At 41.7% G+C, this 21,818-nt stretch carries 25 protein-coding genes and 1 pseudogene; 7 read left to right on the forward strand and 19 right to left on the reverse strand.

The window, feature by feature from the left end; translation table 11 throughout:
• Window positions 1-18: 18 nt before the first annotated feature.
• The 10 genes from mraY to bamJ all read right to left on the reverse strand — a co-directional run bounded on the left by mraY (window position 19) and on the right by bamJ (window position 10,472).
• Window positions 19-1,128: a phospho-N-acetylmuramoyl-pentapeptide-transferase gene (mraY, locus tag MOB01S_RS06285; RefSeq protein ID WP_066802743.1), complete on the reverse strand. Its 1,110-nt coding sequence runs from the start codon at window positions 1,126-1,128 to the stop codon at window positions 19-21.
• Window positions 1,129-1,131: 3 nt separating this feature from the next.
• Window positions 1,132-2,643, reverse strand: coding sequence for a UDP-N-acetylmuramoyl-tripeptide--D-alanyl-D-alanine ligase (locus MOB01S_RS06290; RefSeq protein WP_066802745.1), 1,512 nt, complete (start codon window positions 2,641-2,643; stop codon window positions 1,132-1,134).
• Window positions 2,644-2,701: 58 nt separating this feature from the next.
• Window positions 2,702-3,142, reverse strand: coding sequence for a hypothetical protein (locus MOB01S_RS06295; protein WP_066802747.1), 441 nt, complete (start codon window positions 3,140-3,142; stop codon window positions 2,702-2,704).
• The gene (locus MOB01S_RS06300; protein WP_066802748.1) at window positions 3,142-3,501 is read right to left on the reverse strand and encodes a hypothetical protein; all 360 of its coding nucleotides are present in this window, start codon (window positions 3,499-3,501) and stop codon (window positions 3,142-3,144) included. The genes MOB01S_RS06295 and MOB01S_RS06300 overlap by 1 nt, the downstream gene beginning before the upstream one ends.
• 41 nt (window positions 3,502-3,542) lie before the next feature.
• Entirely contained in the window at window positions 3,543-4,223 is a 681-nt protein-coding gene (locus MOB01S_RS06305) for a hypothetical protein (protein WP_066802754.1), read from the reverse strand.
• Between the two features lie 348 nt (window positions 4,224-4,571).
• Window positions 4,572-6,137 carry a UDP-N-acetylmuramoyl-L-alanyl-D-glutamate--2,6-diaminopimelate ligase gene (locus MOB01S_RS06310; protein WP_157073914.1) on the reverse strand — a complete coding sequence of 522 codons (1,566 nt, stop codon included), beginning with the start codon at window positions 6,135-6,137 and terminating at the stop codon, window positions 4,572-4,574.
• A gap of 18 nt (window positions 6,138-6,155) precedes the next feature.
• Window positions 6,156-8,171 (reverse strand): peptidoglycan D,D-transpeptidase FtsI family protein, encoded by a 2,016-nt coding sequence (locus tag MOB01S_RS06315; RefSeq protein WP_084349637.1) that lies wholly within the window; start codon window positions 8,169-8,171, stop codon window positions 6,156-6,158.
• Window positions 8,168-8,632 (reverse strand): cell division protein FtsL, encoded by a 465-nt coding sequence (locus MOB01S_RS06320; RefSeq protein WP_245640010.1) that lies wholly within the window; start codon window positions 8,630-8,632, stop codon window positions 8,168-8,170. The genes MOB01S_RS06315 and MOB01S_RS06320 overlap by 4 nt, the downstream gene beginning before the upstream one ends.
• Window positions 8,550-9,518, reverse strand: coding sequence for a 16S rRNA (cytosine(1402)-N(4))-methyltransferase RsmH (gene rsmH, locus MOB01S_RS06325; protein WP_066802756.1), 969 nt, complete (start codon window positions 9,516-9,518; stop codon window positions 8,550-8,552). Before rsmH ends, MOB01S_RS06320 begins: the two co-directional genes overlap by 83 nt.
• Before the next feature lie 93 nt (window positions 9,519-9,611).
• On the reverse strand, window positions 9,612-10,472 hold the full coding sequence (gene bamJ, locus MOB01S_RS06330; RefSeq protein WP_084349638.1) for a BamJ family beta-barrel-assembly machinery protein: 861 nt from the start codon (window positions 10,470-10,472) through the stop codon (window positions 9,612-9,614).
• Between the two features lie 225 nt (window positions 10,473-10,697).
• Here bamJ and mutM point away from each other — a divergent pair, with 225 nt between their 5' ends.
• Window positions 10,698-11,507 carry a bifunctional DNA-formamidopyrimidine glycosylase/DNA-(apurinic or apyrimidinic site) lyase gene (gene mutM, locus MOB01S_RS06335; protein ID WP_066802757.1) on the forward strand — a complete coding sequence of 270 codons (810 nt, stop codon included), beginning with the start codon at window positions 10,698-10,700 and terminating at the stop codon, window positions 11,505-11,507.
• A 47-nt stretch (window positions 11,508-11,554) separates the two neighbouring features.
• Here the strand turns inward: mutM and ykgO are convergent, their stop codons facing one another.
• On the reverse strand, window positions 11,555-11,695 hold the full coding sequence (gene ykgO / locus MOB01S_RS06340) for a type B 50S ribosomal protein L36 (RefSeq protein ID WP_029103571.1): 141 nt from the start codon (window positions 11,693-11,695) through the stop codon (window positions 11,555-11,557).
• Window positions 11,696-11,846: 151 nt separating this feature from the next.
• Here ykgO and MOB01S_RS06345 point away from each other — a divergent pair, with 151 nt between their 5' ends.
• A complete protein-coding gene (locus tag MOB01S_RS06345) occupies window positions 11,847-12,470 on the forward strand; it encodes a PH domain-containing protein (RefSeq protein ID WP_066802758.1) in 624 nt (207 codons plus the stop codon).
• Between the two features lie 3 nt (window positions 12,471-12,473).
• On the opposite strand, the gene MOB01S_RS06350 is transcribed toward MOB01S_RS06345, so the two are convergent.
• Window positions 12,474-13,112 carry a hypothetical protein gene (locus MOB01S_RS06350; protein WP_066802759.1) on the reverse strand — a complete coding sequence of 213 codons (639 nt, stop codon included), beginning with the start codon at window positions 13,110-13,112 and terminating at the stop codon, window positions 12,474-12,476.
• 132 nt (window positions 13,113-13,244) lie between these two features.
• The gene (gene def, locus MOB01S_RS06355) at window positions 13,245-13,757 is read right to left on the reverse strand and encodes a peptide deformylase (RefSeq protein WP_066802760.1); all 513 of its coding nucleotides are present in this window, start codon (window positions 13,755-13,757) and stop codon (window positions 13,245-13,247) included.
• A gap of 130 nt (window positions 13,758-13,887) precedes the next feature.
• Between def and hisB the strand changes: the two genes are divergently transcribed.
• The 3 genes and pseudogenes from hisB to MOB01S_RS12795 all read left to right on the forward strand — a co-directional run.
• Complete coding sequence (gene hisB, locus MOB01S_RS06360; RefSeq protein ID WP_066802762.1) at window positions 13,888-14,478, forward strand: imidazoleglycerol-phosphate dehydratase HisB; 591 nt, start codon at window positions 13,888-13,890, stop codon at window positions 14,476-14,478.
• 9 nt (window positions 14,479-14,487) lie between these two features.
• Window positions 14,488-15,126 (forward strand): imidazole glycerol phosphate synthase subunit HisH, encoded by a 639-nt coding sequence (gene hisH / locus MOB01S_RS06365; RefSeq protein ID WP_066802764.1) that lies wholly within the window; start codon window positions 14,488-14,490, stop codon window positions 15,124-15,126.
• A gap of 208 nt (window positions 15,127-15,334) precedes the next feature.
• A pseudogene (locus tag MOB01S_RS12795) lies at window positions 15,335-15,480 on the forward strand (IS1595 family transposase); the annotation flags it as partial.
• Here the strand turns inward: MOB01S_RS12795 and MOB01S_RS06370 are convergent.
• Together MOB01S_RS06370 and MOB01S_RS06375 are read right to left on the reverse strand one after the other, a co-directional pair.
• Window positions 15,471-15,731 carry an AAA family ATPase gene (locus MOB01S_RS06370; protein ID WP_066802766.1) on the reverse strand — a complete coding sequence of 87 codons (261 nt, stop codon included), beginning with the start codon at window positions 15,729-15,731 and terminating at the stop codon, window positions 15,471-15,473. The pseudogene MOB01S_RS12795 and the gene MOB01S_RS06370 sit on opposite strands and share 10 nt — an antisense overlap.
• The gene (locus tag MOB01S_RS06375) at window positions 15,728-16,234 is read right to left on the reverse strand and encodes a hypothetical protein (protein WP_157073915.1); all 507 of its coding nucleotides are present in this window, start codon (window positions 16,232-16,234) and stop codon (window positions 15,728-15,730) included. The genes MOB01S_RS06370 and MOB01S_RS06375 overlap by 4 nt, the downstream gene beginning before the upstream one ends.
• Window positions 16,235-16,561: 327 nt before the next feature.
• Between MOB01S_RS06375 and MOB01S_RS06380 the strand changes: the two genes are divergently transcribed.
• A complete protein-coding gene (locus tag MOB01S_RS06380) occupies window positions 16,562-17,002 on the forward strand; it encodes a type IV secretion protein Rhs (RefSeq protein ID WP_218016080.1) in 441 nt (146 codons plus the stop codon).
• A gap of 43 nt (window positions 17,003-17,045) precedes the next feature.
• Here the strand turns inward: MOB01S_RS06380 and MOB01S_RS06385 are convergent, their stop codons facing one another.
• Both MOB01S_RS06385 and MOB01S_RS06390 read right to left on the reverse strand, forming a co-directional pair.
• Complete coding sequence (locus MOB01S_RS06385) at window positions 17,046-17,651, reverse strand: class I SAM-dependent methyltransferase (RefSeq protein WP_066802774.1); 606 nt, start codon at window positions 17,649-17,651, stop codon at window positions 17,046-17,048.
• A gap of 20 nt (window positions 17,652-17,671) precedes the next feature.
• Window positions 17,672-17,929: a YfhL family 4Fe-4S dicluster ferredoxin gene (locus tag MOB01S_RS06390; RefSeq protein WP_066802775.1), complete on the reverse strand. Its 258-nt coding sequence runs from the start codon at window positions 17,927-17,929 to the stop codon at window positions 17,672-17,674.
• Between the two features lie 173 nt (window positions 17,930-18,102).
• Between MOB01S_RS06390 and MOB01S_RS06395 the strand changes: the two genes are divergently transcribed.
• Window positions 18,103-18,420 carry a protein tyrosine phosphatase family protein gene (locus MOB01S_RS06395; RefSeq protein WP_245640012.1) on the forward strand — a complete coding sequence of 106 codons (318 nt, stop codon included), beginning with the start codon at window positions 18,103-18,105 and terminating at the stop codon, window positions 18,418-18,420.
• Between the two features lie 407 nt (window positions 18,421-18,827).
• Here the strand turns inward: MOB01S_RS06395 and MOB01S_RS06400 are convergent, their stop codons facing one another.
• Both MOB01S_RS06400 and parC read right to left on the reverse strand, forming a co-directional pair.
• Window positions 18,828-19,478, reverse strand: coding sequence for a histidine phosphatase family protein (locus tag MOB01S_RS06400; protein ID WP_066802779.1), 651 nt, complete (start codon window positions 19,476-19,478; stop codon window positions 18,828-18,830).
• A 6-nt stretch (window positions 19,479-19,484) separates the two neighbouring features.
• A complete protein-coding gene (gene parC / locus MOB01S_RS06405) occupies window positions 19,485-21,725 on the reverse strand; it encodes a DNA topoisomerase IV subunit A (protein ID WP_066802781.1) in 2,241 nt (746 codons plus the stop codon).
• Window positions 21,726-21,818: the final 93 nt, after the last annotated feature.

Raw genomic sequence — 21,818 nt, forward strand, 5'->3', positions numbered from 1 at the left:
TAAATTAAGACATAAACATTAACGCAGTTTTAAGGTCATCAGTGCCAACACCACAAGGATAATACACACAATCCAAAAACGTATGACGACTTTGGTTTCTTTTAAGCCCATTTCTTCAAAATGATGGTGCAAGGGTGCCATACGAAAAACTCGTTTTTTACGCAGTTTGTATGACCCTACTTGGATAATCACCGACAGAGCCTCCGCCACAAAAATACCGCCCATCAGAATAAAAGCAATCTCTTGGCGTGTCATCACTGCAATCGTGCCAAGCATACCACCAAGCGACAATGCACCCACATCACCCATAAACACTTCGGCAGGAGCAGCATTGTACCATAAAAACCCCAAACACGCTCCAACCATAGATGCACAGACCACCACCACTTCGCTATTGTAGGCAATGAAGGGTACAGACAGATAATTTGCCCATTCAGCATGACCAGACACATAAGCAAACACCCCAAGTCCTGCTGATACCAACACCACAGGCAAAGCCACCAAACCATCAAGACCATCAGTGAGATTGACTGCATTGGACGTACCATTAATGGCAAAGTAGGTCAGCGTAATAAACCCCAAACCAAAGGGGATAGCAGATAGAGGAATGACCCAATTTTTAAAGACGGGCAATAACAAATCTTGCATTGCCATCATGGTAGTAGGGTTTTGTTGCAAAGCAATATAGTAGAGCGAACCACCAGCAAGCAATGCACCAACTGACAACCAAAAGTATTTTTTCTTGGCAACCAAGCCTTGGGGGTTTTTGTGTTTGATTTTTAGCCAGTCATCACGCCAGCCCACCGCCCCAAAAATCACCATCACCGCCATCAAAATCCAAACATAAGGATTGGTCAAATCAGCCCATAACAAGGTAGAAATGCCAATAGCCAGCAAAATCAGCACCCCACCCATCGTGGGTGTACCTTGCTTTACCAAATGCGTTTTTGGACCATCTGTACGCACCGCCTGACCATACCTAAGGCTACGCAAATAATCAATCACAGGTCTACCTGCTAACAGGACAATTGCCATACTCGTTACTACTGCCAGTAAACTTCGAAGTCCCAAAGATGCAATCGTCTGACTGCGTAAAATATCCAAATAATCAATCAGCCAATATAACATAGTTTACTCGCTCGTTGTGTTTATTAAATCATTCACGATTGTTTCCATCGCCATAAATCTTGACCCCTTAAAGAGCATTGCCCAGTTTTGACCATCTCCAATCATAGATAAAATCTCATCTTTTATCAAGGGTTTATCGGCAAAATGTACGCTGTCAATCCCCACCTTTGAGGCATATTCGTGCGTGTGTTTCATCAAATCGCCCACACAAATGAGCTTATCCACACCCACCTGCCCAATCTGCTCGCCCAGCGACTGATGTTCACTTACCGCCTCATCGCCCAGCTCGCCAATATCGCCAATGACCATCAGCGTCTTATCATAAGCATTTTTGTCCAAAAACTTTTGGGCATTTAGCACTTTTAAGCCTGCCATCATCGCAGGGACATTGGCATTGTAGGTATCATCAATAATCAGATGATTGCCAAAGGTTTTGAAATTAAGTCGCCCTTTGGCAGGTTTGGCATTGTTAAGACCACTTACAATCAGCTCAAAATCCACACCCAACGCCACTGCACAAGCAGCAGCAGACAAAGCATTGCTCACATTATGTTCGCCTGCAAAGGGCAATAATACCGCCCCTTCATCAAACTCATCTACCGCCAAATTGACATACAACTCAAAGCCCACCTTATCGCCTTCTACCACCACATCATCGGCAAAAACATCGCCTGTGACTTGCACAAAATCCAGTTTGCCAAGCTCCTCTTTTTCTATGTCAGAGAGTTTGGAAAAATCAAGGGCAAGTTTGGGCGGTACATTTTGCTCGCCTGTGGTTAAAATCTGCTGGGTAAATTTTTGGGCTTCATTTGCCAATATGTCAAAAAACTCATCGCCATAGGGCAACACCGCCACGCCTGTGTCATCTAGGCCTTGAAAAATCTCGGCTTTGGTTTTGGCGATGTTGTCTCGTCCGCCAAACTCGCCCAAGTGAGCCGTGCCAATGTTTAGCACGCAAGCAACATCAGGCGATACAAGGGCGGTGGTGTAGGCAATCTCGCCAATATGATTTGCCCCAAGCTCCATCACGGCAAATTTATGCTCATCGGTAAGCTCCAAAAGCATCATCGGCACGCCCAAATCGTTGTTTAGATTGCCCCTTGTGATGAGCGTGGGGGCGATTTGTGAGAGGATAGAGCCAAGCATTTCTTTGGTGGTGGTTTTGCCAGATGAGCCAGTCAAAGCCACCACTTGCAAATTGGGGTGAACATCACGGCGGTATTTGCCAAGCAGTCCAAGTGCCTGTTTGCTGTCGCCCACCACCACTTGTGGCAAATCACTTTCTACCTTGTGATTAACAATCGCAAGCACCGCCCCTTTGTCTTTGGCGGTATCAATAAAGGCGTGTCCGTCAAAGTTGTCGCCACAGATTGCCAAAAAAATATCGCCTGCGTTTAGCTGTCTTGTGTCGGTGGTAATCTTGGTGCTTTGGGCGGTAAATCGTCCGTGCCAAATGGGGTTTAATTCGCCCAAAGCGGTGTTTAAATTATCAAATTGCCAGATATAGGGGGTCATTTTTATGCCTTTGGTTTTAAATTAATGTTAAATTGATGAATTTATTATCACGACATTTTTATAACTGATTTAACAAAATTATCACAGGTTTTGTCATATCACAATGATAAATTTCTTGATTGTCGCTTTCTTTATCAAGAATGGTTTCTTTAATAGTGGCGGTTTTATTCTCACCAACGGTTAAATGCTCTATTTCGTAGCCAATATTATCATATACAAATGAAATGGTTTCTTGATATATTTTATCGCCATTTTCATTTGTAAAATATTGCTGATTGGCTTTTATATCAGATTTAGGAATAAAAAAAGTATGCCCAAGCCCAATACTTGACATCTCATAGGCAAATAATTTTTCTCCATCTGCCAAAGCGTGATACTCTTTTGGCAAATCCTTAAAACTGATTTTTGAGCCAGTCGTGTCGGTGCATTCAAAATAAGTTTGGGCAAAAACCGCCTGACTTACCATTATTGCCATAAAAGTGCATAACCATTTTTTCATCAATCAATCCCAATATTTAAAAAGTGATTTTCTTGCCAAACTTGCCAATTAGGATTATTTAACTTTTTATAAATCACTTTGGCAATGATGGTTAAATAAAATAGTCTTTCATTTTCATCATCAAACAAGCCTTCGTTTTTTAACTGCTTATCAGGTGGAAAATGGCAATCGGTATCGTGCGTATTCCACCAAATTTCAGTATTATCAGGATTGGTAACTTTTAATTCGCCATGCCTTAGTCTGACATAGGCAACTTGTTTATCATTATAAAAAACATCATAACTTTCTGGAAAAGCGTGGCAAGTCAGTTTAAAAAATAAACCGTCAATCGTGCAATCTTGTTGTCCTGTATCAAACATTATTATCCCCCATCGTTAATCTACCAATTTAAAAGATTATCTTACTTCGTATTATCATTGCAATTAACCATTTGATTGATTAATACTTTAAAGCCCAATTTTCTAAATGCAGTTAAGTGATTTTCCACGCTTTTAATGGTACTTTTTAAAACATTTAATCCATTTTTATCATAAATTGTCTGATAAATGGTGTCAAAGTCTGGCATATTCGCCCCAATATGATAATCACATTGCCAAATACCGCCAAAATTCTGCGGTTGATAAATAATGACTTCTAAGGCATAGCGTTCTTTGTTCTTTTTTAAGAGATAATGCTCATTAATGGCGATGCTCTTAGGCATTGGTTTATAAGGCTCAAAATCCATCAACTGATTTTTTATGGCACAGGCTTCATCAAAATCCTTTGCCAAAAACACCCATTTTGCCGTTTCACCATCAGGCAAGGCTCGCCCAAAATTTTGCAAAGTCGTTTCTGTGCCATCTGCATTTTGGCTAAATACATACAAATCACCCAACACCATTTGGTGTGGATTTTGCATTTCATCAAGCACACCTTGTAAAATGGGAATGTCATTACCATAAGCAATATCAAACAATAACTCATCAGGCGTATTGTCATCATTGACAAGAGCAGTTTCTCTCTTGATTTCTTTTTCAATGGCACTTTTGGCGATATTGATAAATTTGGGTGGTAGGGCATTTAATAAATATTTTTCACTCATTTTAGATCAAATCACAGCAGTATGATGATTTATTTATAGACAATCACATAATAAAAACAACATGCACCAATACCAATAAACATAAAACACAACAACTAATAAAGATGTTTAATAAGTTTAATGGTTTTTTGGGTTGGTGGTTGCTTTTGATAAAATTGATTTAATTGTTTTTTGATTATAGAATTGATTTTATGCTGACCAATAGCAACAAAAAAATCAAAAAACTATGAATAATATCAAAAGTTACCAATAATATGGTAAAACAATAAACAATCACCATCAAACTATTGACGATATTATCACAATGATTATCCAAAATCGCTTTTTGATGATTGTTCATTTGCCCATTCACTTCCCAAACCGCTCAATCATCTCTCCCACCACCACTCTGTCATCAAAATCATATCGCACGCCCTTAATCTCTTGATAAGTCTCATGCCCTTTGCCCAAAATCGCCACAATATCTCTCTCGCCTGCCAGTTTGACCGCCAGTTCAATTGCAATCTTCCTATCAGGTTCAATCTCAATTTTATAATGACTGTCGCAATCTAGACCTTCTTGCATATCTTTTAAAATCGCCAAAGGCTCTTCACTTCTAGGATTGTCCGCAGTCAAAATCACTTTATCAGCAAATTTTAGGGCAGATTTGGTCATCAAAGGTCTTTTGCCTTTGTCTCTGTCTCCCCCACAGCCAAGCACCGCAAACAGCGTCCCTGCACAATGCGTGCGTAGGCTTGATAGCACTTGCTCTACCGCATCAGGCGTGTGGGCATAGTCAACGATAAACGCCCCTTTGCTTGATGGCACTCGCTCCATACGTCCGCTCGCTCCTTTTAAGCGATTGATAATACTGGTAATTTTATCAATTTCAATACCCATTGCAAGGCTTGCCCCAATGCTTGCCAAAAGGTTTGCTACATTAAACATACCCAATAATGGGCTTTTTACCATCATTTCTCCTTGTGGGGTCATGATATACATATCCACCCCATCAAGGCTTGGGGCAATATTTTTGGCAACAATGTCTGCTTTATCATCAGTCAGGCTATAAGTCCACACGGTCAAATGAGACGCTTTTGCCCGCTCAATAAAAATAGACGAGTGTTCATCATCAAGGTTGATGATGGCATGGGTCAAATGGGGGAAAAGAGATTTGTCAAACAAACAGGCTTTGGCGTTGGCATAATCCGCCATATCATGATGATAGTCCAGATGGTCTCGGGTGAGATTGGTAAAAATCGCAATAGATATAGGCACGCCTTGCAAACGGTTTTGGTGCAAGCCATGCGAACTGGCTTCAATGGATAGGATTTGTACGCCTTGCTTGGCATAGTCATACAAGGCGTGTTGCAAAGCGAAGACTTCTAGGGTGGTGTGAGTGCTTGGGGTTAAATCATTTAAGCCATTTTCACCTTCCTTTTTTTCACCCAAGATACCATTGCCCGCAGTCCCCATTACTGCCACTTTTTGTCCTGCCAAGTGAGCAAATTGGGCGACAAGCTGACTAATGGTGGTTTTGCCATTGGTGCCTGTTACAGCGATGACGGTTGGCAAAGTGGTCGGATTTTGATTTTGTAAAGAAAATTGCACAAGCTCGCCCAAATAATCTCGTATGCTTGGCACGATAAAAATCGGCGTCTCATAACCAATGATAAAATCAGCAATGGGCGACACATCAAGCTCGGACAACACAAATACCGCCTTGCCCGCCACTTGATTTAGATAGTTTTGGATTTTTTCAAAATCAGGCTCGCTTCCTTGCGGTTTTAACAAAACAAACACATCACCGTCCGCCACCTTTCGGCTGTCAACTTGTAGGGCATTAAAAGGCAAATCACTAATGGGCAAATCTTGCAAATTGGCAAGCTCACTGGGTAAGGTGTTAAATTTGGCAAAAAGTTGGGATAAAGTCATCGTACACATTCCTTTTTATCAATCTTTGGACAAATCAAGTGGTTTATCGTATGGTACATTGTACAGACGCAAAGTCTCTTTCATGACATTGGCAAAAACAGGGGCAGCCGTTTGCCCTGCATATTTGGCACGCTTGGGGTCTTCTACCATGATTGCCACCACAAAGCGAGGGTTTGTGGCAGGAGCAAGTCCTGCAAAGACGTTGCGGTATTTGTCTTTATAATAACCACCATGTTTATTGGTCAAACGGCTTGTTCCCGTTTTACCTGCCACATGATAACCATTGATGCTAGCATCCATTGCTGTACCACCTTGCTCGGTAACACTAATCATCATGTTAACAACACTTTGGGCATGGCTAGACTTGGCAACTTGTATAGGCTCTAAGGCAGATTCGGATTTTACTAATCTCAACGGACGCATGACACCCCCATTACCGAGCGTGGCATAGGCTTGGGCGATTTGGGCAAGCGTAACCTGCTGACCATAACCGTACGCCAATGTCGCACGACGAGTTACGTCTTTGGCACTAGGAGTAGCAACTTTGCCTGATGCTTCGGCAGGAAAATCTAAGGCTGTTTTTTTGCCAAGACCAAACCGCCTTTGTGTCTCAGCGATTGTTTGTGGAGGCAATGCCAGTGCAATCTTGGCAGAGGCAACGTTACTAGATTTTTGGAGCAGTTTGGCAAGCGTGATTGAGCCATAGTTGCCACTATCACGAATGCTGTATCCACCAAGCTTTATTGAGCCGGGAGAAGTATTGATAAGTGTATTGACATTGTATTTGCCAGATTCTAGGGCAGCAATGACCGTAAAGGGCTTCATCACCGAACCCGGCTCAAAGACATCAAGCACTGCACGATTACGCTCGTTTTCATTGGTGCGGTCGGATAAGTTGTTGGAGTTAAAGGACGGCCAAGACGACATCGCCAGCACATCGCCTGTCATCACGTCTACGATGATACCAGACGTGGTCTTGGCGGATTGACGGCGACCTAATTCGGCAAGTTCTTTATACAAAATATATTGTAATCGTGAATCAATGGTGAGCTGAATATTTTGCCCAGCTATCTTGGGTTTTAATTCTCTGATTTCGCCGATGGAGCTACGTACTGACCGCAAGGTCAAAATTTGTCCATTTTCACCAGCAAGCTGTTTTTCGTATTTAGATTCAATCCCTGCCCTGCCCACATAGCCATCTTCATCTTGGCTAGATTGTGCCATATAACCCAAAATCTGGGCGGTTGGTTCAGGTTGTAGATAAAAACGCTGTTGTTTTTTCTCCTCGGACACACCTTTAAATTTTAGTAACGTTACCGTCTCGGCAACTTCTGGCGACACTCTGCTTAACAACACCATACGTTTAGAGCCAGCACCCCGTGGCAACACATTCTCCACCGCTTCTTTGTTGGTTACATCAACTGTACCGTCAATTTTCACCGCCTTTTCCAATGTTTCACGTGGAACATTGGATGCAACAGCCAACAGATTCAAGTCCATTTTGCGTAAAGTTTCTTTGGCGTTTTGTCTACCAACATCACTGCGGGCGGTTTTTTCTAGGCGTTTGGCTTCGTAGTAGGCTTGGGCATAATCATAAGGACTAAAAATCACGTTGGATAATGGAGCATTAGCCGCCAGTACCGCCCCATTAGTATCCAAAATCATGCCACGAGTGGCAGGCAAGGTTTGTTTGGCAGTGATGAGTTTGTCGCCTTGTTTGATATAAAAGTCTGCATTGATGATTTGCAAATAAAACGCCCGCACAAACAAAACGCCAAACCCAATCACCATCAACGCCCAAATCCAGCGAAATCGCCCAGCGTCTTGTAGTCCACCCACAAAGGATACGCTGGGGCGAACTTTGCGTTTTGGGGCTTTTTGTTGGTTGGTTTTGTCAGTTTTTTTGCCAATACTGCCCACCTTGCCAAGTCGCTCTTTTAAGGTGTTGGTATTTTGAGTCTCTTGGGTTGGGTTTTGGTCGGTTTTTTTCTTGCGTAATGGTTTAACCACCTTACTGGCTGATGTTTTTTTCATGGCTGAATCTCCGTACCCATGTAGGTGGGAGAGATAATTTTTTTGTGATGATTGCTTGGAAAAAACATACCCAATTCATCAACTGCACGTTTGGCAACTTGGGGCGTGGCACTAAACGTCTGCTGTTCAATGAGCAGTCGCTCTTGCTCAATTTGCATGGTTGCCAAATCTCTTTTTAAAATCTGCAAGGTGCGATAGGTCTCGTGACGCTCTTGGGTCTGGCGTGACACTGCCACCGATGTCGCCAAAATACAAATAACAACCACCAGCAAAATCAAACGATAAATCGCCACCGGCCCTACGCTATGAACAGGCTTTTCTTGTAATTCTAAAATAGGACGGTTTCGCTTTTGGCTCATTGTATCTTGTCTTAAAGGTTTATGGATTAAACGGTACATCACTACGCTTCGCCCCACGCAAATAGGCACTTCTGGCTCGTGGATTGGTTTTGATTTCATCATCGCTAGGGGCAATGCGATAAGGTTTGTCAAAGTATTTTGGGCGTTTTGGAGCAAAGAGCAACACATCATCGCCTTCATATTTGCCCTTACTATGATTGTTTAAAAACTGTTTGATGATACGGTCTTCTAGTGAATGAAAGCTAATCACCGCAAGCTGTCCGCCCGCCTTTAACACCCCCAATGTTTGACACAAAAAATCTTTGACATCAGACAGTTCGTTGTTGATAAAAATCCGCATCGCCTGAAAGCTCTGAGTTGCAGGGTGTTTGCCTTTTTGCCAAGCGGGGTGAGCTTGCTTGATGGTTTCTGCCAACGCCAAAGTAGAATCATAACTTTCCATCGCCTTAATCGCTTTGGCAATCCTACGACTATGACGTTCTTCGCCATACTCATATAGGACATTAGCAAGCGTTTCTTCATCCACCACTTTTAGCCACTGCCCCACACTTTGCCCACGACTGGTATCCATACGCATATCCACCGCCCCATCTCGCATAAAACTAAACCCACGAGAACCATCATCAAGCTGAGGGCTAGACACTCCCAAATCTGCCATGATGCCATCAACTTGACTGATATTTAGTTTTGATAAACATTCTGTTAAGTTGCAAAAACTATCATGCACCACACGCACACGATGGTCAGTACTGGCAAGCTCATGAGCAACCGCTATCGCTTGCGGGTCTTTGTCAAAGACAATAAGCATACTATCGTTGCTCAAACATTCAAGTAGCAAACGACTATGACCCCCCCGCCCAAAGGTTGCGTCCACATACACGCCTGATTTGGGAGACATTTGGGACAAATCAGCCACCCCAAGTACGCTGGCAACCGTTTGGGTCAAAAGTACCGTTTGATGTTGGAATTGGGTAGCTGTATCAGTCATATCTCTTTTTAATCAAATAAGCGACAAAAACCAAGTGTTACACGCACTTGGTTTTGACGAGTGATGAGTGCTGTCGCACCCATCAGCGTGTGGTTATTTTTTAACTTCTTTGGATTGGGCTTGTTCAGGTTTGGCTTGTTGAGCCTCCATCTGCTTCATGACTTCTGCCATCTGAGCTTCGGCTTTGGCTTTGGCTTCTGCGATGGCTTTTTTGGCAGTTTCTTCGTCCAACAGTTCAACAGTAAACGTCAATACACTGTTAGGCTCAATCACAGGGTTGCCTGCTTCGCCATACGCCAAATCGGACGGAATGTAAAACTCATACTTACTGCCCGCTGGCATCAGTTGCAAACCTTCTGTCCAACCTTTGATAACTTCATTGAGTTTAAACTGGGCAGGCTCACCATGTTTATAAGAGCTATCAAACACTTCGCCATTTAGGAGCTTACCTTCATAATGAACCGCCACAATGTCAGTCGCCTTTGGATTAGGACCAGTACCTTGAGTGATGATTTTGTATTGTAGTCCAGATGGCGTGGTTTTCACCCCTTCTTTTTTGGCGTTTTCGGCTAAGAATTTCTCGCCTTCTTCTTTGTTTTTCTTGGCTTTCTCTTCAATTTCTTTGACGATTTGTTCTTCACGTTTCTTTTGGTAATCGGTCAGAACTTTTTTCATTTCATCTTCGGTCAATGCACGCTTGGACTCATCGCCACTATAACCATCTCTAAATCCTTTTTCAAAGGCTTTTACGTCCAAATCAGGCACTTCTTGTTTGTTGCCACTTGCCATTAGATAACCCAAACTATAACCCACTTGTTCTAGCTCTGGACTTTTATTGGTGATGGTGGTGCTAGAGCTTGATTTGCTTTCACTTTTGCCGTCATTATTACAGCCTGTCAAAGCCACAATTGATGCCATGAGTGCGGTCAATAAAAATGTGCTACGTTTTGCCATGATTTTTCCAATATTTCAATAAAAAAAGACAACATATAATAGCAAAATTTTAACAAATATGCCATGACAAACGCCAAAAAAACTTTTAAAATCCTAACACTTGGGTACAAAAATTGTTACCAAAACCAACTAAAATCCAATTTAGCCAATCTTAATGATTTTGTTTTGCAACTTTACATTTTAATACCAATGTCTTAGCATGGTGTTTTTAACAGGTAAATAATTATGCCCGAATTGCCCGAAGTCCAAACCACCAAATTAAGCCTATCGCCCCTACTTGGCAAAACCATCAATGACATTTACCTATCAGGGTATCGTCTGCGTGAACCTATCCCAAACGATTTAGATCAATTGGTGGGGGCGACATTAAATGATGTAACTCGCCGTGCTAAGTATTTGATTTTATTTTTTAAAAATGGCGATGATACCCTAGAACTGCTCATTCATCTGGGTATGTCAGGCAGTTTACAACAGCATATAGGCATGACACCACGCAAACATGACCACGTCATTTTTGGCTTTGATGACATAAGACTGCATTATCATGACCCCAGACGTTTTGGTATGGTAATGTGGGCTGATGATGCTAGGCGATATTTGGACAAACTGGGGGTTGAGCCACTAGATGAGGTATTTGACGTGGATTATCTTGCCAGTTTTGCCAAAAAAACTCACAAACCCATAAAAACACTCATCATGGAGCAGTCGGTGGTGGTTGGCGTGGGCAACATTTATGCTGTTGAAAGCCTATTTATGTCAGGCATACACCCTGCTACCCCCGCCTGCACCATAAGCCACGATAAACTGGCAAAATTAGTACTCAACATCAAAACCATACTAGCACGCTCCATAGAACAAGGTGGTTCTAGCCTCAAAGATTTTACTGTCGGGGCAGGCAAAACAGGCTATTTTCAGCAAACATTGCTGGTTTATGGGCGTGCAGGCGAGTCTTGCACCAAATGCACTCACCCACTTGAAAACACAAAAATTGGTGGGCGAGCCAGTGTTTATTGCCCTATTTGTCAGCCTCTGTAAAAAAGAAAAAGGACGTTTTTACGTCCTTTTTTCTCATCGCTCTAACATTATTTGCGTTTTTTACCGCCCTGCACCGCTTTAAAGCGTGGGTTGGATTTACAAATCACAAAGGTACGACCACGACGGCGAACCACTTGGCAATCTTCGTGGCGAGTTTTGGCGGATTTGAGTGAAGATAATACTTGCATGATGATACTCCATAATTAGTGATAATTTTATTATACTATAACATTTCTTTTTTACAAGGGGATTTGGTGATTTTTTCACCAAAAAACTCTTTTTTAAGGCAAATTATGGTACAATCATCTGTACAATGTCATCAATTTTAAGGACAAAACCATGTTTAAAAATTTCGCCGCCGATGCTTTGGGCTTATCCGACATCGGCAAAATCATACCACCCAGTCAGTTCAACCAAACCGACATTGATGATTATGTTTTTCATGAAGACGGTGAAAAAATCTATTTTGTCATCAAATCCAAAATGGATGAGTACTGTTTTACCAACACCGCTTTTATTCACTTAGACGGTCAATCCGCCACCAGCAAAAAACGTACACTCAACCGCTATCCTTATCGCCATTTTGCCCCAAGCCATGTCCGCATTGAAACGGCAGGTACGATAGATTTGGACGTAGAACTTAAATTTAATGTGGGTGGTTTGGCGTTTAGCATTGATATTGACAAACAACAAATTGAGGGTGTGCGTGATATATACAAAGCACTGACAGCCATCGCTGACAAATGTGCATACATCAAAGAACGTGAAATGATTTTGAACAAATCATTTGACAGCATTACTCAAATGTTTGCCTTAAAAGATATGCCAGAGACGGTAATTTTAAATTTGCCAGACATCATCAACCAAACCGTACAGCAGGTTGAACTAGGCTATCACGACAGATTAACAAGCATTCGCCAATACGATTTTGGGGCGGTGTTTGAACATTATTTGCGGGCATAATGTTCAATCGGATTTGGGCTGATGTTTGGCGGTACGGCGATGACGTATCGCCATCAATATCACCAGCAGTTGATTGAAAAAGAAAAATACCCCCATTTGCATATAAGATTGGCGACTGAGTTTTGGGTGAATCAAATCATTTCTAATGTCCACATCGCTGGATAAAATTCTAAGGCTTTTGGCAAAATGACCAATGGCAACATCAATCACGCCACATTTTTCTAATACCAGCACCAATAATGGATTAAAGATGAGCAAGAAAAATAAAGACACCTGATAGCTCATCAATAAAGTCCAAGTAAAGTTTTTGTTATTGATGAAAGTTTTGTCAAACCACAATAACATCAATACGACATTGACAACAATAGCAGTATTTAATAAGTACTGACTATAAAACTCTGAAAATTTAGAGCCATAATGACTATAAAATTCAAAAAAGTTATGGCTAATGGTCGCCACTGACAAATACATCACACTACTGACAACAACAGCAATGACAAAGCCTAACCCCACGCCCACCAAACCTGCTTTGTTCATTTTGACATGGTCAATGGCAAACCAAATCGCCATGAGTGGCGTTAAAAAACCAATGATACCAATAAAATGAACCAACGCCACCAATATCGTCAATAATTCAAACATCGCTCAATTCCCATGATTTTTGAGCATTTTAAGAATCAATGATGAATTTTTGATGAAAGTTTGATGAATTTTTTGTGAAAAATAAATTCAAAAAAATCCCCAAAATGATTTTGGGGATTTTGGGAAATGATTTTAGCCTTTTTTGGCAACGACTTTACGCACTTTATCACGGGCTCTATCTTGCTTTAAGCGAGATAAATAATCCACAAACAGTACGCCATTGAGATGATCAAGCTCATGCTGGATACACACCGCCAACAGCCCATCTGCCTCAATCGTAAATGCCTGACCATCTGCGTCTAACGCCTCAATCCGCACCCGAGCAGGTCTCATAATCTCATCATACACCTCAGGGATAGACAGACAGCCTTCTTTGTAGGGACATCGCTCATCGGTGAGTGGTGTTACGACAGGGTTGATAAACACCTGTGGGCGTGGCTCTTCGTTTTCACCTGCCAAATCCATCACCACCACACGCACGTGTCTATCCACCTGCGTGGCAGCCAATCCGATACCTTTGGCATCATACATGGTATCAAACATATCAGCGATGAGTGTCTGTAAATCATCATCAAATACACTCACTTCTTTGGCAATCGTCCGTAGGCGTGGATCAGGATAATGTAAAATGGGTAATAGTGCCATGAGTTTGTCCAAAAATTTAAAATTGTATTATAAAACAATTTGCCCAACTTCTCAAAAATTCCCTAAAAATTTCTCCACATTTTGACAAAATTGTGTAGAATAAATCTTTTTAGCCATGCAAGGAAAACTCATGACACGCACCGCAAAGATTACCAGAAATACCGCCGAAACCCAAATCACCCTAAGCCTAAACATCGATGGTACAGGCGTGAGCAAGCTAGATACTGGCGTACCTTTTTTAGATCACATGCTTGAACAAATCGCACGACATGGATTGTTTGACCTAGAAATCAAATGCACGGGCGATACGCACATTGACGATCATCACAGCGTTGAGGACATCGGCATTGCACTGGGTCAAGCTCTAAAACAGGCCTTAGGCGACAAAAAAGGCATTCGCCGTTATGGACATTTTTACGCACCGCTTGATGAGAGTCTAAGTCGTGTGGTGGTGGACATTTCAGGCAGACCAGGCTTGCACATGGACATACCTTTTACACGTGCTTATGTTGGCAAGTTGGACGTGGATTTGTTCAGTGAGTTTTTTTATGGATTGGTCAATCACGCCATGATTACCTTGCACATTGACAACCTAAAAGGCAAAAACAGCCATCATCAGATAGAAAGCGTCTTTAAAGCCCTAGCTCGTGCCTTACGCATGGCGTGCGAATATGATGAACGAGCAGGCGGACGACTACCTTCCACCAAAGAGATGTTATAAGGATAATTTATGAAAGTTGCATTATTGGATTATGGCGTAGGCAATCTATATTCAGTCGCCAACGCCCTCACAGTAGCAGGAGCAGACACGGTCATCACAAACGACCCTCATGTGATACGCCAAGCAGATAAAGTTCTGCTACCGGGCGTGGGGGCGATAGGCGATGCCATGCACCACATGAGAAATGCAGGCGTTGATGTGGCGGTCAAAGATGCTCTACGCACCAAACCTGTCATGGCGATTTGTGTGGGTATGCAGGCGATGTTTGATTATTCTACCGAAGGAGGACGTGTGCCATGCTTGGGTGTCATCGCAGGTAGTGTGGAGAGATTTGATGAGTCGTGGACGGACAACGGCTCACCCATCAAAATCCCTCATGTCGGTTGGAACGCCGTACATACCGATACCGACCACGTCTTGTGGGAGGGCTGTCGTGGCGAGCATTTTTATTTTACACACAGTTATTATTGCAAGCCTGACATGACAGATGCTCGCAACGCAGGCATCATCACCGCCACTTGCGATTATGGTACGACTTTTGTGGCAAGTGTCATCAAAGACAACCTCTTTATCACCCAATTCCACCCCGAAAAAAGCCATAATGCAGGCTTACGCCTACTTAAAAACTTTATTGAGTGGCGGATTTGACACCATGACATCACCATAAGAAAGCACATCATTTTTTGATGGCAAATCAAAAATCACCCAAATACCCAGTCCACACCAAAATCATACAAAAACCGTTCACCCTGAGCTAAGTCAAAGGGTGAGCGGTTTTTTTTGTTGGGTTTGACAAGCTTGCCACAAACAAGACCTTGGGTCTGACGTAGACTAGCAACTATGCCATACCACAAACATGAAGACAGCTCATTGTAAACTAAGTAAAAAAGTACAGTTAAAACTACTTGAATTTTTTGTCGCAGAAGTAATGTAACAGCTAGAACAACAAGTGATTTGCTTGGTATTCAGCATAATTCATCTGTTTTATTCTACTACAAAATCTTAATTTGTGATAGAAAGAAGCCAAAGATCTTTTTGATGGCGGATAAGGGGTGAAATTCTCGTCCCACGCTTTTGGCTAATAAACTTGCCAATGTTGTTTTGCCAAGGCCTGCATTGCCGTGCAAAATCATAGATGGTAAATAACCCTCACGCACCATTTTGGTAATGGGGGCATTCTCGCCTAATAGATGATTCTGCCCAATCATCTCATCAATGGATTTGGGGCGAATACGCTGGGCTAGGGGGGTCATTGATTATCCTGTTTAAAATCTATAAATTCAAGAATATTAGAAGTTGTAAAACAAAATAGAGTAAATAAGATTAACGCAAAAACATCTTCTACAAAATAATATTGAGAAAATACATTTGCCATAATAATTAAAATAAAATATAAAATCACTGTTTTTTGACTTTTAACATCAAATGGTGTTTGATGATTGCAATGCAAACAAATGTGTTGAATTTTGGTTTTGCCATTCTCAATTACTTTATATTTTAGGCTATTTAATCTTTGAGAAGTGCAATTTGGGCAACAGATCAATTTATATCCACGATGTAAATTTTGTAAGGTTTGTTCAACTGCATATTTTTTATCAAGGTCGCCAATTTTATCCACACCTTGTTTTAAATGATGATGTTGATATTGTAAAGTGTCAAAATATTTTCTTAATTTTTTATAAAAAATAGCAAGTAAAACCCCAATTGCCCAAAAATTAACAACCGCAAGATATAACCATTCTTTATCCCAATACATTGATAAAACCACAGATAATACAAAAAGCCATAAAAATAAATGACATTTGAAACTGTATGAATAGAATTGCAAAAATTGTATCAAAATTGGTCGGTTCTTATCAATAGAAATTGGTGGTATGGCAAGTAGGCTATTTTGGCAATGGGGGCAAAATAGGATTTCTTGGCGTTTGTCAAAATAAATAAAATCTTGCTGACAATGCGGACAAGTTTTTGGCGGAAGTTGAAAGGGGTTTTTTAACATCTGTCAAGTTTCTGATTTTAAATGGTTGGTATAAAGGAATAAACTTTGCTAAAATATCCCATTATACACTTTTTTTTAAAAATAATGAAATTAAAAACCCGCCCAATCCGCCCTTTAACAGATGGTGAATGCCAAATGGCAAAATCGGTCTTTGGTATATCGCTTATCCTTGATGACATTCGCCTAACGACAGCGTGGTGGGTGTTAAAAGGCTATGCGGTATCGCCCAATGGGTGGGTGTATTTTCACAAAGATGACTTTTGTGAGGATTTTAGCGACAAACCCTTACCTATCAGGGCGTGGCTCATTCACGAGCTGACCCATTGCTGGCAGGTTCAACAAGGAATGGCGGTGGTACGGCGTGCGATATTTAACCGCAAATACCGCTATGTCTTTCAAACTGGCAAATCCTTTTTTCATTATGGCATAGAACAACAAGCCAAAATGGTGGAGGATTTTTATATCCAAAGGGAGCTTGGCAAGGATTGCACGGCTTGGCGTGAATGTGTACCGTTTTTAAAATAAAAAAGAGCGTATTATTAAATACGCTCTTTTTTATTAATAAAATCTATTCTTTTATTGCCACCGTTATCGTATAAGTTTTACCTTGTTTTAATTTATCGGCATTGCCAAATACTTCGGTAAATGAGCGTTTCATAAAGTCCCTAAGTCCATTGATGGTAACGACATAAAAACGACCGCCCACTTCCATGCGTTCATAAGCGTCCAAGAGGTAAAGATAATGCTGTTCTTTACTCGCCTTAGCGGGTAGGTTGCTCATCACAAGGCTAAATTTTTTATTTTTATCTACCTGATTAAAGCCGTTGGATAAAAAAACTTCGGTGTTGGTTAATCCGTTTTTTTGGCAGTTAAGGCGAGCATATTCCACCGTCACAAAGTCTTTGTCAATCAAAATGTGCTGACCATTTGGACATTCACGAGATGCCGTCATGCCTAGCACGCCATAACCACAACCCAAATCTATGCTGTTGTCGTTCGCTTTAAAATCAATATAATCTAGAAGCATCAGGCTACCTTCGTCCAGCTTTTCAGGGCTAAAAATCCCCCAAGTGGTGTGAAAAGTAAATGGCTTGCCCAAAACTTCTTGGGTAAAGATAATGTCAGATCGCCAAAGTTTGGATTTTTCTTGGAGTTCGGTGAGGGTGGTGGTCATGATTTTTCCTTTAAAGGCAGTTATTTGTTCCAAATACGTTTGTATTTGGCGAGTAGGTCGTCATTGTTTTCTGGGCGGTCATCATCTTTGATGATGCAGTCAATAGGGCAAACTTTATCACAGGTTGGCTCATCATAAAAGCCCACACATTCGGTGCATAGGTCAGGATTGATGACGTAGGTTTTTTGCCCTTTTTGGTCATAAAAAATGGCTTCGTTGGGGCATTCAGGTTCGCAAATGTCGCAGTTAATGCAGTCGCTGGTGATTTTTAGTGCCATGATATTAAGAAAGTAAAAATTGGTGGTATTTTACGTCATTATGGGTGGGTTGTATATTCCAATTTTGAGTATTTTTGGATAAAAATACACGGTTTTGTCATATACTTATGCAAAATGGGCATTGCAAGAGTGCGTATTTTTGGTTATGATAATAGTTTTGAGGGATTAATGCCATGATTACATTGTATAAGCAAATTCACCCCTGCCAGTGCCAAACGCTATTTGACTTAGGCTTTAAAGGTTTGATTAACCTACGTTTTGATGGAGAGGCAGACGGTCAGCCAACTGCTGATGAGTTGGGTAAAAGTGCCAAAGCGGTGGGCATGACATATCATCATTTGCCGATTGATAATGATAATCTGCATTTAGATAGTGTCAAGGCTTTTGCTCATATTTTTAAAAGCACCCCCAAGCCTGTCATGGTGTTTTGTGGGACAGGCAACCGTGCCAAGCGACTTTATCAGAGTGCGGTGGTGAGTGGGTTGTTGTAATATTTAAAATGTAATGAATGGGTGCGGTTGTGCCCATTTTTTATACTTAATTGACATCAAAATCATACAAAACCGTTTACCCTAAGCTAAGTCAAAGAGTGAAGCGATTTTTTCATTAGGCTTTCCAAGCTCACCACGAACAAAAACCATAACAATTTTGAAGTTCGGTTGGTATATTTAAGTAGGTGAGCGTTTAAATACCAAATACAACAAAACCGCAAATCACTTTGCGGTTTTGTTGATAGAAGGTTTTGCTCCGATTTCCATAAATTTCCAAAACATCAGCATTCATCCATATTTGGCTTATCCATTTGCCGACTTCCTTGCTGATGTGTGTATTATGCCAAAATCTGCTTGATAAGAAAATACGCAAAAATCGTCAATCAATGTAAGCATTTGCTTACAAATCAATCCTCGCCCCTAATCCTAACCTTACTGATGGTGCTGTGCTTGCCGTCATAGATTAGGGCGTACACCTCACAGTTTTTGGGACGTACAGTTAGCTCAAATTCACGAAATTTGTGCATATTTAACAGGCGTGGGCAGTCATGACCTTGATAACCTAGCACAAGTTGCCACATGAGCATACCAAGCCACATACCATGTGTAAATACAACATAAGTACCGTCAGGTAAAAGCCCAAATTCATCACGCACCATTTTGACACGGTTGATGAGATTGATAAAATCATCAGTAGTGGGGCTGTCTTTGTGGCTAGGTTCACCTTTTGCCCAGTAATCGTCTGCCAGTTTGGTGATTTGTGGATAAGTCAAATCTTTGATATGCTCATAATCAAGATAATTAAACTCACGAAGTGGCTCAATCACGTCCGCTTTCTGATTGATTTTGTCCAAATAAGGCTGTGCTGTTTGGTGTGTGCGGATGTATGGTGAAACAAATACCTTATCAGGTGTGGGAACATGAGTGATAAGCCATTCTGCCACCTCGCACGCCTGCTTTTCCCCAAGTTTGGTGAGGGCGATGTTGGCATTGGGTGATACCTTTTGCATGGCGTTGGATTCGGATTGGGCGTGGCGGATTAGGTAGAATTTTTTCATGGCAAATCACTCAAATTTATTTGTTGTTTCTGTTTTTTGAATGCCAAGCCCTACCACATTCAAAAACCCCTTTGGCAACAAACCACCCTTGCTGGCTCGTTTACCCTGATAATTTGCCCAATCGCTTGGATTGAGCGTGAGTGTGCGTTTGTTGGTGTGAACGGTTAGGCAATCATCACTGGTTAAAGCAATGACCGAAACAACCGTTTCATTCTCTTTTAGGCTGATAAGTTTGTTGCCTTTGCCCTTTGCCAAAACTGGCAGTTCATCACGCTCAAAAACAAGCAAATAACCGCCACTGGTTGCCACCGCAATGTAAGTTTGGGTTGTGATTGGGCAGATTGGCAGTAGGCTTGTGTTGTTTGTTAAATTAACAATCGCTTTACCTGCTTTTTGATTGGTGTCAAGATTTGTAACATCGGTGATAAAGCCATAGCCTAACGAGCTTGCCAAAATTAGTGAACAAGGGTTATTAAATAAAATTTGTTCAATTTTACCGCCATTTGCAAGGTTTAGCATACTGCTAATTGGTTCGCCTTGCCCACGAGCGGACGGCAAATTGGTGGTATCTAGCCCATAGCTTCGCCCAATATTATCAAGCAAAATCAGTCTGTCATTGCTTTTGCCCAAAGCGTGCATTGCATATTCATCGCCTGTGCGGTAGCTTAGAGCAATAGGGTCAATCTCGTGCCCTTTTGCCATTCTAATCCAGCCTGCTTTTGACAAAATCACTGTAATGTTTTCACTTGGGGCAAGGTCGGCAAGTTTGATTGCCACCGCTTCATCTTGTTCTACAAGAGGCGATTTTCGTTTGTCGCCGTGCGCTTTCATATCAAGGCTTAACTCGTCAATGAGTAGAGCGGTTAGGCTGTCTGGGTTGTCTATTTGGTCTTGCAAAGTGGCTTGTTCTTGTTGTAACTCATTTTGTTCACGATTGAGTTCAATCTCTTGTAATCTGGCAAGTTGGCGAAGTTTAATATCAAGGATTGCATCGGCTTGGGTATCGGACAAACCATAACGACTCATCAAAACTGCTTTGGGCTCATCTTCTGTGCGAATGATATGTATGACTTCATCAAGGTGCAAATAAGCAATCAAAAGCCCTGCCAAAATATGTAGCCGATGTTCAATTTTCTCAAGGCGGTTTTTGAGCCGTCTTAGCACCACTTGACGGCGAGAAGTTAGCCATTCTGATAGGATTTGTTTTAGGTTTTTGACTTCTGGCTTGCCATTTAGTCCAATCATATTCATATTGACCCGATAAGAAGTTTCAAGGTCGGTTGTGGCAAACAAATGTGCCATTATTTTGTCAATATCTACTTTGCCCTTTTTAAATTCAATGACAATACGGCAGGCGTTTTCGTGGTCGGATTCGTCATTGATGTCAGTAATGGGCAGTGGTGTTTTTTTGTCGCCCATTAGCTTGGCGATTTGTTCAATGATTTTGGAGCCTGAAACCTGATGGGGTAGTGCATCAATGATGACGGTGTTTTTGTCTTGTTGGTCAAGATGATAGGTGGCTTTCATTTTAAAATTGCCCTTGCCTGTTTCGTACATCTTGATTAGTTCATCTTTTGGGGTGATGATTTGGGCAGAGGTTGGCAAATCAGGGGCAGGCAAGGTTTTGCAAAGTTCGGCAATGCTAATGTCTGGGTTTTTGAGTAGTTTAATGCACGCTTTGACCGTTTCGGTTAGATTGTGTGGTGGAATGTCGGTTGCCATTCCCACCGCAATCCCTGTTGTACCATTCAAAAGAATGTTGGGCAGACGGGCAGGCAAGGTGGCAGGCTCGCTCATTGTACCATCAAAGTTTGGAATAAAATCCACCGTGCCTTCACCCAATTCAGACAATAAGGTGCTGGCATAATGGCTCATCTTGGCTTCGGTGTATCGCATTGCAGCAAAGGATTTGGGGTCATCAGGACTGCCCCAGTTGCCTTGCCCTAGCACCAAAGGATAGCGATAAGAAAAGGGCTGTGCCATCAATACCATTGCTTCATAGCAAGCACTGTCGCCGTGGGGGTGGTATTTGCCCAAGACATCGCCCACAGTACGAGCCGACTTTTTGGGCTTGGCGGTGTGGCGTAACCCAAGCTCATTCATTGCATAAACAATTCGTCTTTGTACAGGTTTTAGCCCATCGGCAATATGGGGCAAACTTCTATCCATAATGACATACATTGCATAATTAAGATAGGCAGATTCGGTAAATTCGGCAATGGAACGGGTGTCAAAATCAGTTTTCATGAGTTGTTATCAAAATTTGGAAAATCTTGGGTTATTGTAACAAAATTGGGAGAAAATGGCTATTTTCATTAAACCCTACCCAATGTCATCAAT

The organism is Moraxella oblonga NBRC 102422, from assembly GCF_001598275.1.
Classification (GTDB): domain Bacteria; phylum Pseudomonadota; class Gammaproteobacteria; order Pseudomonadales; family Moraxellaceae; genus Moraxella; species Moraxella oblonga.